The organism is Capnocytophaga sp. oral taxon 903 (assembly GCF_013394785.1).
Taxonomy (GTDB): domain Bacteria; phylum Bacteroidota; class Bacteroidia; order Flavobacteriales; family Flavobacteriaceae; genus Capnocytophaga; species Capnocytophaga ochracea.
In genome coordinates, this window is record NZ_JABXYW010000002.1 from 1,285,192 (window position 1) to 1,301,743 (window position 16,552).

Annotated in this window: 12 protein-coding genes and 1 tRNA gene; 5 read left to right on the forward strand and 8 right to left on the reverse strand. The window is 41.8% G+C overall.

What is annotated here, in order from left to right:
• Positions 1–7: 7 nt before the first annotated feature.
• From HW279_RS05360 to HW279_RS05380, 5 genes are all read left to right on the forward strand, one after another.
• Entirely contained in the window at positions 8–454 is a 447-nt protein-coding gene (locus HW279_RS05360; RefSeq protein ID WP_178958239.1) for a copper resistance protein NlpE N-terminal domain-containing protein, read from the forward strand.
• A gap of 155 nt (positions 455–609) precedes the next feature.
• Entirely contained in the window at positions 610–1,218 is a 609-nt protein-coding gene (locus HW279_RS05365; protein WP_009410183.1) for a bifunctional nuclease family protein, read from the forward strand.
• A gap of 12 nt (positions 1,219–1,230) precedes the next feature.
• Positions 1,231–2,658, forward strand: coding sequence for a NupC/NupG family nucleoside CNT transporter (locus HW279_RS05370; protein ID WP_002675080.1), 1,428 nt, complete (start codon positions 1,231–1,233; stop codon positions 2,656–2,658).
• Between the two features lie 643 nt (positions 2,659–3,301).
• On the forward strand, positions 3,302–5,038 hold the full coding sequence (locus HW279_RS05375) for an ABC transporter ATP-binding protein (protein WP_002675114.1): 1,737 nt from the start codon (positions 3,302–3,304) through the stop codon (positions 5,036–5,038).
• Positions 5,039–5,044: 6 nt separating this feature from the next.
• The gene (locus HW279_RS05380) at positions 5,045–6,766 is read left to right on the forward strand and encodes an ABC transporter ATP-binding protein (RefSeq protein ID WP_178958240.1); all 1,722 of its coding nucleotides are present in this window, start codon (positions 5,045–5,047) and stop codon (positions 6,764–6,766) included.
• A gap of 51 nt (positions 6,767–6,817) precedes the next feature.
• Here the strand turns inward: HW279_RS05380 and HW279_RS05385 are convergent.
• The 8 genes from HW279_RS05385 to HW279_RS05420 form a co-directional block, all read right to left on the reverse strand.
• A tRNA-Asn gene (locus HW279_RS05385) sits at positions 6,818–6,891 on the reverse strand.
• A gap of 197 nt (positions 6,892–7,088) precedes the next feature.
• Positions 7,089–8,489: a dipeptidase gene (locus HW279_RS05390; protein WP_178958241.1), complete on the reverse strand. Its 1,401-nt coding sequence runs from the start codon at positions 8,487–8,489 to the stop codon at positions 7,089–7,091.
• Between the two features lie 73 nt (positions 8,490–8,562).
• Positions 8,563–10,887, reverse strand: coding sequence for a glycoside hydrolase family 20 protein (locus tag HW279_RS05395; RefSeq protein ID WP_178958242.1), 2,325 nt, complete (start codon positions 10,885–10,887; stop codon positions 8,563–8,565).
• Positions 10,888–10,917: 30 nt separating this feature from the next.
• Complete coding sequence (locus HW279_RS05400; RefSeq protein WP_178958243.1) at positions 10,918–11,616, reverse strand: ZIP family metal transporter; 699 nt, start codon at positions 11,614–11,616, stop codon at positions 10,918–10,920.
• Positions 11,617–11,623: 7 nt separating this feature from the next.
• On the reverse strand, positions 11,624–12,754 hold the full coding sequence (locus HW279_RS05405; RefSeq protein ID WP_178958244.1) for a GNAT family N-acetyltransferase: 1,131 nt from the start codon (positions 12,752–12,754) through the stop codon (positions 11,624–11,626).
• On the reverse strand, positions 12,735–13,679 hold the full coding sequence (locus tag HW279_RS05410) for a transporter (RefSeq protein WP_009419827.1): 945 nt from the start codon (positions 13,677–13,679) through the stop codon (positions 12,735–12,737). The genes HW279_RS05405 and HW279_RS05410 overlap by 20 nt, the downstream gene beginning before the upstream one ends.
• A 56-nt stretch (positions 13,680–13,735) precedes the next feature.
• Complete coding sequence (locus tag HW279_RS05415; RefSeq protein WP_178958245.1) at positions 13,736–15,007, reverse strand: nucleotide sugar dehydrogenase; 1,272 nt, start codon at positions 15,005–15,007, stop codon at positions 13,736–13,738.
• 128 nt (positions 15,008–15,135) lie between these two features.
• Complete coding sequence (locus HW279_RS05420) at positions 15,136–16,389, reverse strand: sigma-54 interaction domain-containing protein (protein WP_178958246.1); 1,254 nt, start codon at positions 16,387–16,389, stop codon at positions 15,136–15,138.
• Between the last annotated feature and the right edge of the window lie 163 nt (positions 16,390–16,552).

Sequence of the window (16,552 nt, forward strand, 5' to 3'; positions counted from 1 at the left end):
ATATTTTATGAAAAATCACATCTTAACATTAGGAGTTGCTGTGCTTATGTTCGCCTCCTGTCAAAACAATCCTTCGCAAAATGCCAACAATATGGTAAGCGACACCACTACTATGATGGAAAACACTATGGACAACGTATCTGAAAAGATGACTCCTGAGTTAGTGGCTACTTATGTAGGTACTCTTCCTGCAGCCGATTGCGGCGGAATGGCTACCGTTATCCATCTCTATGCCGATGACACCTATGTAAAACAAGAAAACTGTGCAAGCAAAAACTTCGAATCTAAAGAAGAAGGTAAAGTAGAACACACTGATAAAGGTTTTACACTCGTTTCTAAAGCTGATAATCACAAATCTTTCTATATTACCAAAGGCGATAATATCGTACAGGTAGGTGAAGATGGTAAAGAACCTAAAATGGTAAAAGAATATACTCTTACCAAACAAATGTAACAAGTAAAATCTTATGTAATGCGAAGGCTGTTCAATACAAGATTGAACAGCCTTTTCTTTTACAAAGAAGAAAAAATATGTTAAAAATCTTTTGTAGTTAAAATAATTGTTATAACTTTACCCCCTAATTTATATTTTATGTTAGTAACCTTCCAATGGATTTAGTGCGTCTTTTCATAAAAAGGATATCATACAATCAATCGCAGAACGATGCCTTTGTGCTTATAATGCACGAGGTCGAGACCGATTTAAAGCTACCCATCGTCATTGGTACCTTTGAAGCACAATCTATTGCCTTGGAATTAGAGAAGAGTCTTGTACCTCCTCGACCCCTTACACACGACCTCTTCAAGATATTCGCCGATACTTTCAGTATACAGATAAAAAGAGTCGTGATTTACAAATTAGAAGAAGGCATTTTCTACTCCAATATCCTCTGTGTACAAAATGGTCAAGAATACACCATCGAAGCTCGTACCAGCGATGCCATCGCCATTGCCTTGCGTTGCAACGCACCCATCTACACCTATCGAGATATCATTCAAAGAGCCGGCATTTATATCCCTCTGCTCAACGATGAGCCCTCCAATACCATAAGTCCTTCGTTAGATAATGTTGATGAGGAAGACAGTAGCCGAAACAGATATACTAAATACGCCTTACCCGAACTAAAAACAATGCTAAATGACTGTATCGAAAATGAAGATTACGAAATGGCAGCACTTATCAGAGATGAAATCTCTAAACGCGATAGTACTTTTTAAAACTATATACCAATGAAAAAAAACATAACCATCGGAAGTCTTAGCTTCCTTTTACCACTCATAAGTGTCGCCCAAGACGCTACACAATCTCCTACTACACAAACCGCCACTACACAAGTAATGAAGGCTGTCGCTAGCGAAGGTTTCTCTCTCGAAAGTTTTACTCGTGGTGTGGTAGGTATGATTACCCTCCTGTTTATCGCCTATCTTTTCAGTAGCAATAGGCGCGCTATCAATTGGAAGACTATTGGCATAGGCTTAGCCCTACAACTCTCCATTGCAATAGGTATTCTAAAAGTAGGCTTTATACAAGACGCCTTCGATTTTGCCGGTAGTATCTTTGTGCTCATATTAGATTTCACAAGAGCAGGTAGTCAGTTTCTCCTCGGTAACTTAGTCGATACCAATAGTATAGGTTATATCTTCGCTTTCCAAGTGCTCCCCACCATCATCTTCTTTTCTGCACTCACCTCCCTATTGTTCTATTTAGGTGTTATTCAGGTAATAGTGCGTGGTATGGCGTGGGCATTATCTAAACTGCTGAATATCTCAGGTGCCGAAAGTCTTTCGGTTACGGGGAACATCTTTTTAGGACAAACCGAAGCCCCTCTGATGATTAAAGCCTATTTAGCCAAAATGACTCGCTCCGAAATCCTCCTTGTGATGATAGGCGGAATGGCTACCGTAGCAGGAGGCGTAATGGCTGCTTATATCCAATACCTCGGTGGCGACGACCCCCAAATGCGCTTGCTCTTCGCCCGACACCTCTTAGCAGCTTCCGTAATGGCTGCCCCCGGTGCTATCGTAGTTTCCAAGATGCTATGCCCTCAAACCGAGCAATTCTCTAACGATTCGCACGTCTCTATGGAGAATGTAGGTTCCAATGTGCTCGACGCTATCGCCAATGGTACTACCGAAGGACTTAAACTCGCTGCCAATGTAGCAGCTATGCTTTTAGTATTTGTGGCTTTTATCGCAATGATTAATTATTTCTTTAATTGGGTAGGTTATCAAACACATCTCAACAATATCATAGCCAGCAACACTCCTTATAACGGACTCTCTTTAGAAATGATTTTAGGTACCGTTTTCTCACCCGTTATGTGGCTCGCCGGTATTGCCAAAGAAGACGTTATGCTGATGGGACAATTGCTCGGTATTAAGCTCTCCTCTTCGGAATTTGTGGCTTACACTCAGTTAGCCACCTTAAAGGATATGACGAGTGCTCCTCACTTAATGTATAACAAATCTATCATTATGGCTACCTATATGCTTTGCGGTTTTGCCAATTTCGCCTCCATAGGCATTCAAATAGGTGGTATAGGCGCCTTAGCCCCCAACCAACGCAAAACGCTCTCTCAATTCGGCTTAAAAGCCGTTCTTGGGGGTACTTTAGCCTCTCTGTTATCCGCAACTATCGCCGGAATGATTATCGGGTAACTACACTTTTCTAAATAACACAAGCTTAAAATCACTTTTTATATCATACATACTTTGCCAAAGGTTCTGAACACCTATCGTTCTACAACTTTGGCAAAGTTTTTATTGCCTATTTTGCTACAATCGCCCGTGTGGCTCGTACCCGCTCGTCTGGCTGACACCTAATCTACTAATTCTCTAATTTCCCAACCTGCCAACTCTATTTCCGTCGCCATATCCCCCTCTCCTTTGGAGAAGTCTCCGAATAGGAGAGTATGTGAACGGGGAGAGGATTCTCTTTCTTTCGCCTCGAAACCCTGTTTTTAACATTTTTTATATCGCTGTATTATACTATGAATCAACTACTTATATACCCTTTCTATACCAATCGTCCAAGATTCGTATAAGCTTCCTATAAGCTCTCTATAAGCTAACCCCACCCTCCTTACAGCCATTTTTCACCAAAAATTCCCTCAACCCTCTTCCGAACCTTTCCGATTTTCTTCGTCTCCGTTTACTAATCTATTAATTTTCTCATTCTCACATTCTCTCATTTTCTAATTATTAAAAAAGCTATTCACATTTAAAAAAAAGCTATTTATATTAAATCTATGTAAGAGCTTTTTACAGTATTTTTGCTCCGTTAATCAAACATTTAAATAAAATGATTCGCAATTTACTGTATATTACAGCTTTTAATAAAAAAGGTACGTGGCAGAGCGTGCTGTGGGAAATTGTGCATAACGGTTTTATCACAGCTCCGTCGGGCATATTACTCATAATATTATGGGAGCTTTTTAAACCGCAACCCAATCTGTCCCTTATCTGGGAAATGGTAGCCCTAATGGGTATCCTACTCCTATTACAGTTCTTCGTTGCCTCGCGCACCCTTGTGTCGTCCAACCTATTAGTATATGGTATTTCCGAAAAAGTACGCATTCGCTTAGGTAATCATATCCAAAAATTCTCATTAGGTTTCTTCAAAAAGCGCGACCCCGGCGAAATAGCTTCAGTGATTATGCAAGATGTCGCCTCGTTTGAGCATATTTTCAGTCACAGTTTTGGCAATTTAGCAGCCGCTCTTTTCGGTACACTTATGCTCTCAGGATTCCTCTTCTATTGCGATTGGCGACTCACCCTTTGTTTGTTCATTGGCATTCTACTGGTAATACCGTTCTTAAAGCTCGGTATTTTTATGGTCGATAAATGGGAACTCAGCAAAGGGCAAGTAAAGGCACGAAACGAAGTATCAGCTAAATTCTTGGAATATGTACAAGGAATACGACACCTAAAATCCTATGGTCTTACAGGTAGTAATTACCGAATGCTCGAAAAGGCTTATGAGAATTTGCGCCAAAAGAGCATCCGCTTAGAAGCTATACCAGGACCATTTGTAATGCTTTCGTTCACTGTTTTGGAAATAAGCTTTGTGTTGATGCTCGCTTTAGGCTTGTACTATCTCACTCACAACACCATTACTATTCCTGTGCTTATCGTTTTTCTAATTTTAGGCTATATCTTGTACAACCCCATCAAAGTAGTATTAGTAGATTATATGATGTTGCGCTATATGAACGAAAGCCTCAGCCGTGTCATTGACGTACTGAAAGAACCCACTATGGAAACCGATAAAAACGAGTTCCCTTCTCACTTTAATATCAATTTTGATAATGTAAGTTTCTCGTATTTAGAAGATAAAACTACACTTAACAATCTTAATTTCAGCATTCCTCAGCACAGTATGGTAGCATTGGTAGGACATTCGGGCTCGGGTAAAACCACTATTGCTTCACTCATTGCGCGTTTTTGGGACGTGAATAATGGAAGAATTACCATTGGTGGAGTAGATATTAGAAATATCCGGCAAGACCGCTTCTATGGACTTATCAGCGAAGTATTCCAAGATGTATACCTATTCGATGATACTATTTACAATAACATCAAAATAGGGAATCCTAACGCTACCGAAAGCCAAATTATAGAGGCTGCCGAAAAAGCACAAGTACTTTCGTTTGCGTGGGAATTACCGCAAGGAATGCACACTCCCGTAGGTGAAGGAGGCAACCATCTCTCTGGCGGACAAAAACAACGTATCAGCATCGCACGTGCTTTGCTGAAAGACGCTCCTATTATCTTGTTAGACGAAGCTACTGCCAGTCTCGACCCCGAAAACGAAATATACATTCAAAAAGCCATTCAGGAACTTGTAAAAAACAAAACAGTAGTGGTGATAGCCCATAAGCTCTCCACCATTAAAAATGCTGATAAAATACTTGTTTTAGAAGAAGGGCATATTGCCGAAGAAGGTACGCACCCCGAACTCTTGGCTAAAAAAGGTATTTATCATCGCCTCTGGACACTCCAACAACAAACCTCTGGCTGGACAGCAATTAACAATTAACGAACTATGAAAAGATTATTACAAATAGCAGGACAGCGTAAAACCTTACTCTTAGCCTCCTGCACTTTAGCCATTATTCACGCAGTACTGAGCTTGATTCCTTATGCCTTGGTATTCTATATCATACAAGAACTCACACAGCAAATACCCAATTTTGCTACTGCTCAACAATATGTAATCTACGCCATTGTAATGATAGCCGTGAGTATGGTCGCTTTCTTCTTATCGGGTATTTTATCACATATCGCCGCTTTCAACATTCTTTACGGTCTTAGAAAGACGATTACCGAAAAGGTCGGCGTATTGCCTATGGGCTATCTTTCTAACCGCAATTCAGGAGCTTTTAAGAAAATTATTTCGGACGATGTAGAGCGTATAGAAACCTTTATCGCTCACCAAATCCCCGATTTTGTAAAAGCTATTGCCTTGCCTTTGTTCACCTTAGGATATCTGTTCAGTCAAGATTGGCGATTAGCTCTTGCCAGCTGTTTGCCTTTATTGTTGCTACTGCTTATTTTCCCAATAATGTTTGGAGGAAGAAACAAAAATCTTACCCAGCTATATCACCAATCGTTAGAAGAGATGAGCTCAGGTATCGTAGAATACGTACGTGCTATGCCTGTGATGAAAATATTCCAACAATCAGCTGAGAGTTTTGATAAATACGGCAAGAAAGTAAAATCTTTCAACCGTTTTGTAAGTCAGTGGATACGTCATAGCTCACCTCCTTACGCTATCTTTATGAGTTTTGCTAGTAATGCAATGTTGCCTGTTTTGGCATTAGGTCTATATCTTTATTTTCACAATGGGGTAACCCTTGCCACTATGCTCTTTTTCCTCATCATAGGTACAGGCTATATGCGTCCCGTTTTTGCCATTAGCAATATGGCAATGCAACTACAGCTGATAGAACAAGGCGTACAACAGATTGATAAAATTCTCAATCAACCCATTCTTTCCGAAGGATATAATGCACAGATACCTACTCACTATAATATCTGTTTCGACAAGGTTAGCTTTGCTTACGACGGCGAGAACTATGTGTTGAACAACATTAGCTTCACAGCCAAAGAAGGTACAGTTACTGCCTTAGTAGGTCCCTCAGGGGCAGGTAAAAGCACCGTAGGGCAATTGCTCTCTCGCTTTTGGGATTGTCAAGAAGGACGAATTACTATAGGTGGAATTGACATCAAAGAGTTACCCACCGAAAGTTTGATGCAAAAGGTATCATTTGTTTTCCAAGATAGCTTTATGTTTCAACAAACAATGTACGACAATATTCGTATGGGAATGGATAAAACAGAAGAAGAAGTAATAGAGGCTGCCAAAGCAGCTCAAATACACGATTTTATCATGAATCTGCCTAATGGGTACAACACATTTTTTGGTCAGCAAGGGGTACATCTCAGCGGAGGAGAACAACAACGCTTCCAGTTGGCACGTGCTATTCTTAAAAATGCACCAATCCTCATCTTAGACGAAGCTACTGCCTTTGCCGACCCTGAGAACGAGCATAAAATACAGCAGGCTTTCAGTACGCTTATTCGCAACAAAACCGTACTTGTGATAGCACACCGCCTTAGCTCTATCACCACAGCTAACCAGATTATTGTATTCAACAAAGGCGAAATCAACGCTATAGGCACTCATAGTCAGTTATTACAAGAGAGTGAATTGTATGAAAGAATGTGGAATGCTCACAACCGAGCTAAAGAATGGGCTTTATAAGAAGATAAAATAAAAAAAGCACTTACATAATGTAAGTGCTTTTTTTTGTTGCTCCCCCTACTGGACTTGAACCAGTGACCCTCTGATTAACAGTCAGATGCTCTAACCAACTGAGCTAAGGAGGAATATATTCTACTTATGTTTTCCTTAATTGCGGTGCAAAGGTACAACTATTTTTGAAACCTGCAAATTTTTAAGCAGAAAAATATTTAATATTTTTTAGCTGTATTGCTAAGTCGTTTATTTTCAACAATAATATAAAAAGACTTTACCAAAAATTTAATAGTCTCTCGTGCTACGAGTTTTGGTAAAGTCTTTATTACTATCTATATAACTCGTATTCCTTGTTTACAAAGTAGAGATAGAACCACGGAATGGTTTCAATACCTTTTAGGAAGTTGAAAATACCGTAGTGTTCGTTAGGCGAGTGGATAGCATCGCTATCTAAACCAAAGCCTAAGAGAATAGATTTGCTACCTAATTCTTCTTCAAAAAGGGCTACAATAGGGATACTTCCTCCTGAACGCACAGGTATAGGCTCTTTGCCAAAAGTTTGTTGGCAGGCTTTTACCGCTGCTTGGTAAGCAGTAGTATCGGTAGGAGTTACATAGCCTTGTCCGCCGTGGTGCGGAGTTACTTTCACGCGCACACCTGCTGGTGCGATATTCTCAAAGTGTTTGGTGAAGAGCTCGGTAATTTCGTGGTTGTCTTGGTTAGGCACTAAGCGCATTGATATTTTGGCATAAGCCTTACTTGGGATAACCGTTTTAGCTCCTTGTCCGGTATAGCCACCCCAGATACCATTTACATCAAGGGTAGGACGTATAGAGGCACGCTCGGTAGTGGTATAGCCTTTTTCGCCATATACCTCATCGATATCTAAGGCTTTTTTGTAGGCTTCGAGTGAGAAAGGTGCTTTTGCCATTTCATCTCGTTCAGCTTGTGAGAGTTCTTCTACTTTGTCGTAGAAATGCGGAATGGTAATGCGGTTGTTCTCGTCGTGCAAAGAAGCAATCATTTTAGTAAGCACGTTGATAGGGTTTGCTACGGCACCGCCGTATAACCCAGAGTGTAAATCGCGGTTGGCACCGGTAACTTCCACTTCCACATAGCTAAGTCCGCGTAAGCCCGTAGTGATAGAAGGTGTATCGTTAGCCAGCATACTGGTATCGGAAATAAGAATAATATCGTTTTTGAGTTTTTCGTGGTTGTTTTTTACAAACCAACTAAGGCTTCCTGAACCTATTTCTTCCTCGCCTTCAATCATAAACTTCACATTGCAAGGGAGCACGTTGTTTTTCACCATATATTCAAGGGCTTTCACGTGCATAAACATTTGCCCCTTGTCGTCGCAAGCCCCACGAGCGAAGATAGCTCCATCAGGGTGAATATCGGTTTTTTTGATAACAGGCTCAAAGGGGTCAGATTCCCAAAGCTCAATAGGGTCGGCGGGTTGTACATCGTAGTGCCCGTATACCAAAACAGTAGGCAGGGCAGGGTTGATAGTTTTTTCGCCATATACGATAGGGTAGCCAGGGGTTTCACATATTTCCACCTTGTCGCAACCAGCCTTTTCTAAGGCGTTTTTTACGGCATCGGCGGTGTTGAGCACATCCTGAGAATAGGCAGCATCAGCACTAATAGAAGGCATTTTGAGCAGTTCTATCAGTTCCGCAATAAAGCGGTCTTTGTTTTCATTGATATAATTTTTTACTGAATCCATATGTCAATTAACAATTTACAATTAATAATTATCAATTTGTGGTTTTAAAACGCAACAAAGGTACATTATTTTTCTAAAATACCAAAATTTCATCTATAAAAAGCCAAGCATCACCTCCTTTTGGGGGTGTTTTTACGTTTTTGAGAGTGAGCTTGATATAGCGTGCTTCCGTTGGACTAAACTTCAACACAAAATCTTTTAAAGAGGACTTTCCTCTCACTACACAAGGCTCATTGTGAGTTGCTACTTCACGGTAGTTTTTACCGTCGTTTGAAAGGGATACTATAAATTCTACGGGAAAGTAAATACCAGATGCTTGGGCATCCATTGCTCCTATGCGCACCTCTCTCACCTCAGTAGCCTGCTCTAAATTAAGGGTGAGGGTTACATCGTCGCCTAACCAACCGAGCCATTGCCCATCGTGAAAGTTTTTGGTACCGCGAATGATATTGGTGAGCGTCGCTTCTCCTTGCCCTTGGTAACTCTTGTGATAAAGTGGACTGTAACTTACTTTCTTATCTATCGCTTTGTGGAATGTTACCTCGCCAGTGGTAATGGTGTTGGTCGCTTTTCCACTGAAAACAGTTGCTTTAAAGGTAGTACTTCTATTCAGCGCAATAGGCTGGTGGTATTTCGTAGCTTTCTCTATAGGAGTATCTCCCAAAGCGTAGCGAATGTCGGCGTTGGGGACTTCACAGTCTAATTTTAGAAAAATATTCCCCTTTTGGTTTTCAACGGTAGGGACTACTTGGTACATAGAGCGGGCATAGTTCACCTTCATCACGTCCAAACGCTTCATAAAGGCTTGAGTGCGATTTATAAAGTTGTCCCAATTCTTCAAGTTATCGGTTGTCCAACTGATTTCAGCAAGCGCCAACAATCGCGGAAAGAGCATATATTCCGAATGTTCAGTGCTACCCACGTTTTCTGCCCATAAGTTGGCTTGCGTACCCAAAATATTTTTTTGCAGTGCTGGGCTGAGGTTTTCTTTTTCAAGACTGTAATGGTAAAGTTTTTTGAGCGGTAAGTAACCACCATTGGCTTGAGGCTCATAGTCGGGAAGACCTTGATAGTTGTCTATATAGCAATCGCTAGTGAGCACAACAGGGTTACCACCTTGTTCGAGGGCTTTTTTACCTACCTCAATACCGCGCCAATTCATCACCACTGCATTGTTAGCTAAACCACCATCCATTATCTCGTCCCAACCTACCAAAGTGCGCCCTTTGGATACTAAGAAATCATTTATACGTTTGATAAAATAACTCTGTAATTGGTGCATATCTTTTAAATGATGGTCTTTCATACGTGCTTGGCATTTGAGGCACTTTTCCCATTCGGTGTGAGTGGCTTCGTCGCCACCTACGTGAATGTATTTGCTGGGGAAGAGTTCCATCACTTCGGTAAGTACATCTTCCAAGAAAGTGAAAGTCTCTTCTTGCCCCGCACAATAGATGTCGGTGATAGGCCATACAGCGCCTGAGGGCACTCCTATGGGGCGTTTGTGGCAAGATAGTTCGGGGTAAGCCGCTATGGCACTCATTGCGTGGGCAGGCATTTCTATTTCGGGGATTACCGTAATGCCACGTGCAGAGGCGTAAGCTACAATCTCTTTAATATCTTCTTGAGTATAGAAACCTCCGTATTTTTTAGGAGCTGTCGCAGGATTGGCAAAGGCGTTGGCGGAGTTTGGAGTGCGCTCATTCCATAGTTTATCTTCTTGGTCTACACGCCACGCACCTATTTCGGTAAGTTTAGGATACTTTTTAATTTCGATGCGCCAACCTTCATTGTCTACTAAGTGGAAGTGGAAGGTATTGAGCTTGAGCATTGCCATACGGTCGAGAGTTTTCAGTATATATTCTTTGGGGAAGAAATGACGAGAAACATCGAGCATCAGTCCGCGCCAAGGGTACTGGGGAGCATCAGATATAGTAACTGCAGGTATGACCCAGTCAGTTTTCACGGGGGTGGAGCTTTCAAACTCTTTGGGTAGTAGCTGACGCAGGGTTTCGAGGGCATAGAGTGCCCCGTTATGGTCGGCTGCGGTGATAGAAATCTTATCAGGTTTCACTACAAGGGTATAGCCTTCTTTTGGCAGAGATTTATCAAGAGAAAGCAGTATATAGCTCGTTTGTATAGCTGCCTTTCTAAAGAACATTCTGAAGCCTGTTGCCTTTTCGTATTGTTCAACAAACGAGTTGGTCATAGGATATAGTTCAGGAGCGGTCACAAAAACAGTTTCCTTAGTAAACCGGAAACTACCCTTACCCAGCACCACCGATTCAGGTTGCGGAATAACAGCGAGGTCTTTCATCGTAAAAACTGCCTCTTTTTGCGACTGACAGGCTACTACCCATAAAACACTAATGCATAAGATTTTTTTTATTGTCTTCATTGGTTAATTTACGAATTTGCTAATTCTCTTTTATGTAAGATATGCTACCGCAAATCCTACACAAACACTTAAAAACTTTAGCAGGTTAAAACGGTGTCCTTCGGCACTTTCAAATAGAATAACGGTAGATATATGTAAGAAAATACCTATTACAATAGCCGAAAGCTCGGTGTGGTAACTGATAAGGCTTGGTACAGTACTGCTTAAGTAAGTGCCTAATGGCGTCATTAGAGCAAAAAAGAGTAAAAACAGTGCTGTCTTCCACTTGTTCACTCCTGAATTAATAAAAAAGGTGGTAAGCACAATAGCGACGGGCAACTTATGAACAAATATACCATACACGAGGTCGTGATTATGCCCGTGAGATAGCGGGAAACCTTCTAAAATGGAGTGAATACTAAGGCTGATAAACAGTGAGAGTGGGAAAGCACTATGCTGATGCAGGTGTGGGTGCTGGGTGTGACCGTGTTCGGCTCCGTGCGAAAAGAACTCCAAAACAATTTGCAAGAGTACTCCTACTATCACAAATAGCCCTATGTATTTAAAACCGTGTGTATGCTCATCGTGAGAGTGATATACTTCGGGTATCAGCACGAATACAGTGAGTGCTAATAGGTAAGCACCACTGAAAGAGAGTAGTAGTTTGGTGTATTGCTGTTGGGCAGGTTTAAAAAGGGTAACGGATGAGTAGCCTAATACTACTGCCAGAAAAGGGAGAAGATAATTCATTTTACATTTAATCTCTTACCTGTTTTTTAAAGGTAGCACGGCGAGCAAAGATAACGGGGTCAAAGCTCTTCCAAAGTTGCTGAATAGCAATATTTTCTTCAAGTTCAGGTGTAATCACGCAATGAGTAACCCCATTGCGGGTGAATATATCATAATAATAGTCGAACAACAAGGCGGGAATACCCTTACTTTGGTATTCGGGGGCTACCCCAATAAGGTAGAACTCCACCGTATCGTGATGTCGTTTCGATTGTAACAAATACCACCAGCCCCAAGGAAAGAGTTTGCCCTTTGCCTTTTGTAATGCTTTAGAGAACGAAGGCATCACAATGGCAAAACATATCAGTTTACCGTCCTTATCTTCAATAAAACGTACGTACTCAGGATTGATAAAAGGGATATACTTTTGTTTGAAGTACTCTCGCTGACGTTCGCTTATAGGCACGTAGGAAGCTAACTTAGAATAGGTTTCGTTGTAAAGGTCAAACATTGCATCTACGTGCTTGAGCACTTCTTTAGTAGTAGGCGTATCGATGAACTTTACCCCATAGCGTTTTTTTATGGCTTCAGCTGTTTTCTTAAAAATCTCAGGTTTAGAGTTCTTTACTAAAAATTCCATCTCTACAAAGCCTTTTTCTTTGGTAAAGCCTAATTGCTCTAAATGCCGATTATAATAAGGATAGTTATACCACGTCATCATATTCGAGAGATGGTCGTAACCTTCAGTAAGCAATCCCACTTTGTCCATATTCGAAAAACCTATCGGACCTTCCATATACTCCAATTGATACTCACGAGCTTTTTCAGCTACCTTATCCAAGAGAGCTTGTGTTACTTGAATGTCGTCTATCATATCCAGCCAACCAAAGCGCACTTTCTTTATGTTCTGTTTAAGGTCGTGCTGATTAATAATAGCTACTACGCGCCCAACCATTTTACCTTTCTCATTGTAAGCTCCGTAAAAGAAGGCTTCGGCATTGTCGAATACAGGGTTCTTGGTTTTGTCAAAAGAGGCTACCTCGTCGCTGATGAGAGGTGGCACCCAATAAGGGTTGTTTTTGTATAAAGACAAAGGGAACTTCACAAACTCGGTAAGTTCCTTTTTAGTGGTGAGTTCTTTAATCAGGATCAATGGCATTACGTCTGTTTCTTTTAGGTTTTTTCTTGTGTTGTATTTTGGTGGTTTCTATTGTTTCACTCAATACCTTCTTGATATAGCTGTTGTGGTTATCGATGCGATAAGAAGCCCCGAACAATCCCATATAGCGTTGTGGGGTATCTTTCCAGCCAAAGCCCATATCGGCATTGAGTTGTATTTTATCGGAAAGCAAGAAGGCAACGCCAAGACGCGTAATCTGGTCGTTGTAATGCTGGCTGTGAATACCTTGATGCTCTGCAAAGATACTAAACCAACCATTGTCTAAGTTATGAGTAACGGTGAACAAATAGCTGTATTCGGTGTTTTTACCGCTTAAGAACCTATCAATGATACCGTTTGCTACCAACACTACACGGGGGATAGGTTCTGCTTGAAAGATAGCTGCTATTTTAGGAGAGAGTGCTGGTATTGACTCGTAGTAATATCGTTTGTTTGGTAAGAAATTCACCCCTGCATAAAGAGATATAGAAGGTGTGAGATTACGCCATCTAAAAGAGTTATTAGCCTTCCAACTGTAAATACTCGGCTCTTCATCTAAAAAAGCAGGTTTAAAGAGCAAATACTTAGCTCCGATAGTATTGTTCACAAAACCAAAGTGCGAAGTCGTACCATTAGATGCAATTGTACGGTCATAAGCAAGAGTACCATTGAGCATCACTTCCAATTCTTCTTTATAAAAACCATAACGCACTGCATAGTTCATTCCAGTAAAATCCATAGAAGTGCCTGTCTCTTTGTGGTGGTTGTGCTCGTACCATAAACCTCCTTCAAATTGTAATACTCTCGCCCCTACTGCGTAAGCACTTTGTGAATTACCTGGGAGGTTTGAGTTAATAATTTCAGTGTATTGTGCCTTTGCCAAAAACGGAAAAGCACAAAGCATTAGCAAGTATATTTTCTTCATTGTATGTGAATATTTTAGGCGACAAAGGTAGGAAAAAGTTTTTTACTATACAACTTTTATAACCTAAACACATTCTTCTTCACTTTTAACTTCCCCTTTACGTCGTAAACGATACCGTCTTCTTTTAAGTAATTTCCTATATTCATTTGCAGAAACTCTTGGTGCGCCACGCAAAGCACCACTACATCGTTGTGGGTAGGGAGGTTTTGTGGTTTAGTAGCTACCTCAATGCCGTACTCTTCAAGAGCGCGCTTAGGGTCTGCCCAAGGGTCATACACTGTAATATTGTTAGTAAAATTTTCAAGAGTACGGTAGATATCCACTACTTTCGTATTGCGAGTGTCGGGGCAGTTTTCTTTGAATGTAAAACCTAAGAGCAGGATTCGGCTGTCCTTCACAGGCATACCTTGCAAACATAAGCGGTTGATAATCTGATAGGCGATATAGCCTCCCATTGAGTCGTTTGTCTTGCGGGCTTCCATCATTAAGCGTGGCGATACGCCGTGTAGTTTAGCTTTTTGTATGAGGTAGTAAGGGTCTACCCCTATACAGTGTCCACCTACCAGACCGGGGCGGAAGGGCAAGAAGTTCCACTTGCTACTCGCTGCATCTATCACCGCATTAGTATCAATCTCTAAAATATTGAATATCTTCGCTATCTCATTCATAAAGGCGATATTCACATCGCGCTGAGCGTTTTCTATCACTTTGGCGGCTTCGGCTACTTTTATAGACGGGGCAAGGTAAGTGCCTCCCCTCAGCACTGAATTGTAGAGCGTATCTATTTCCTGTGCTACCTCAGGGGTAGAACCTGAGGTAATCTTGCAGATAGTCTCCACGGTATGGTGCTTATCACCAGGGTTGATGCGCTCGGGCGAGTAACCCACAAAGAAATCGCGGTTGTATGCAAGCCCCGACACGCTTTCCAAGATAGGCACACACACCTCTTCCGTCACTCCTGGGTAAACCGTCGATTCGTAAATCACTATATCTCCTTTTTTTAGCAATGCGCCTACTGTTTGGCTCGCTTCGCGCAAAGCGGTAAGGTCAGGTTGCTGATAGAGGTCGATAGGTGTAGGTACTGCCACTATGTACACATTGCAATCCTTAGCGTCCTCAGGGTTTGCAGTGCAAATGAGATGGGTAGCCAATCGTTCTTTAAGAGTTTCACTACCGATTTCGCCCGTAGTGTCAATACCCGTGTTGAGGCTCTCCACTCGCGCCGTATAGGGGTCGTAACCCACTGTGGGATATTTTTTGGCAAACAGACAAGCTAAGGGGAAACCCACATAACCCAGCCCAATAATGCCTATTTTATATGATTTCATCTAAATAATTAACAATTCACAATTAATAATTAACAATCCTTTCCCAAAACTCCGCCTCTTCCGGCTGAGCAGAAAGTTCTCACCTCTGACCTCCTATTACCTGAGGCTTATGCCCCAAAGCTTAGTGCCTAAATCATATTATACTGTTTTAGTTTGCGATATAGCGTCCGCTCCGAAATCCCCAAGGCTTTGGCGGTTTCCTTGCGCTTGCCACCGTTGTGTTCTAACGACTTGCGTATCATCTCGCGTTCTTGCTCTTGGAGTGAAAAACGCTCTTCTTCCGCAGCTTCCTCATAGTCGTACACCTCTTCGTGAGATAGGATTTCCTTCTCGGTAGGAGGTACGGGAATGATAGAATAAGCCGGAGAGCTCGCCTCATTCTTGTGCGAATCATTGCCGTAGATGCGGTGAATAAGTCCCTCGTTGTCCTGTTGTACTTGGGCTGAATTGCCGTGTTGTAACAGTTCAAGGGTAAGCTTTTTCAAGTCGTTGAGGTCAGATTTCATATCGAAAAGCACCTTGTAAAGCAATTCGCGTTCGTTGCTAAAATCACTATCCTGGCGCGTTTGCTGAGGTACAACCTGTGGTAGATTGCTACCCTCATCGGGTAAGTAGGTGCGCAAAATGCTCGCCGTAATATCCCTGCGCTGTTCAAGTACCGAAATCTGCTCGGCTACATTGCGCAACTGACGGATATTCCCGCTCCAACGGTAGTTCGTGAGCAGATGTACCGCATCTTCGCTGAGCTTCACAGGAGGCATTTTGTATTTCTCGGCAAAATCCGAAGCAAACTTGCGGAAAAGCAAGTGGATATCGTCTTTGCGTTCGCGCAAAGGAGGTAAATGTATCTCTACTGTGCTGAGTCGGTAGTAAAGATCTTCGCGAAAACGTCCTTTTTTAATAGCTTCTTGCATTTGCACATTGGTAGCTGCCACAATGCGTACATTTGTCTTCTGCACTACCGACGAACCTACTTTTATGAACTCGCCGTTCTCGAGCACCCGCAAGAGGCGCACTTGGGTAGTGAGGGGCAATTCACCTACCTCGTCCAAGAAGATAGTCCCGCCATCCGCTTCCTCAAAATATCCACTACGGGTAGCGGTAGCTCCCGTAAAAGCGCCTTTTTCGTGACCAAAAAGTTCCGAATCGATAGTCCCTTCGGGGATTGCTCCGCAGTTTACGGCTATATATTTACCGTGTTTGCGTAGAGACAGCGAGTGAATGATGCGCGGTATAGCCTCTTTTCCCACCCCACTTTCTCCGGTGATGAGTACCGAAATGTCAGTAGGGGCTACTTGTATAGCTTTTTCGATAGCGCGATTCAGCTTAGGGTCGTTGCCAATAATGCTAAATCGCTGTTTTATAGCTTGTATATTTTCCACTTTTTTAGTTGAGAGTTTATGAACGGCAAAGATACAAATATTTTTTTGAATTTATGTCAGTTCGATATAACAAAAAGCTATTTTTCAATCGTTTTTCCTCCGCCTTTCTGCCACCACACTCCCCCTAAACTCCTCCCGCAAATTTGCTAATTTCCTAATTTTC

Excerpts from the sequence above, each read along its gene's own strand:
- HW279_RS05360 (WP_178958239.1), top strand. The coding sequence starts at position 8 with ATGAAAAATCACATCTTAACATTAGGAGTTGCTGTGCTTATGTTCGCC.
- HW279_RS05365 (WP_009410183.1), top strand. The coding sequence starts at position 610 with ATGGATTTAGTGCGTCTTTTCATAAAAAGGATATCATACAATCAATCG.
- HW279_RS05370 (WP_002675080.1), top strand. The coding sequence starts at position 1,231 with ATGAAAAAAAACATAACCATCGGAAGTCTTAGCTTCCTTTTACCACTC.
- HW279_RS05375 (WP_002675114.1), top strand. The coding sequence starts at position 3,302 with ATGATTCGCAATTTACTGTATATTACAGCTTTTAATAAAAAAGGTACG.
- HW279_RS05380 (WP_178958240.1), top strand. The coding sequence starts at position 5,045 with ATGAAAAGATTATTACAAATAGCAGGACAGCGTAAAACCTTACTCTTA.
- HW279_RS05390 (WP_178958241.1), bottom strand. The coding sequence starts at position 8,489 with ATGGATTCAGTAAAAAATTATATCAATGAAAACAAAGACCGCTTTATT.
- HW279_RS05395 (WP_178958242.1), bottom strand. The coding sequence starts at position 10,887 with ATGAAGACAATAAAAAAAATCTTATGCATTAGTGTTTTATGGGTAGTA.
- HW279_RS05400 (WP_178958243.1), bottom strand. The coding sequence starts at position 11,616 with ATGAATTATCTTCTCCCTTTTCTGGCAGTAGTATTAGGCTACTCATCC.
- HW279_RS05405 (WP_178958244.1), bottom strand. The coding sequence starts at position 12,754 with ATGCCATTGATCCTGATTAAAGAACTCACCACTAAAAAGGAACTTACC.
- HW279_RS05410 (WP_009419827.1), bottom strand. The coding sequence starts at position 13,679 with ATGAAGAAAATATACTTGCTAATGCTTTGTGCTTTTCCGTTTTTGGCA.
- HW279_RS05415 (WP_178958245.1), bottom strand. The coding sequence starts at position 15,007 with ATGAAATCATATAAAATAGGCATTATTGGGCTGGGTTATGTGGGTTTC.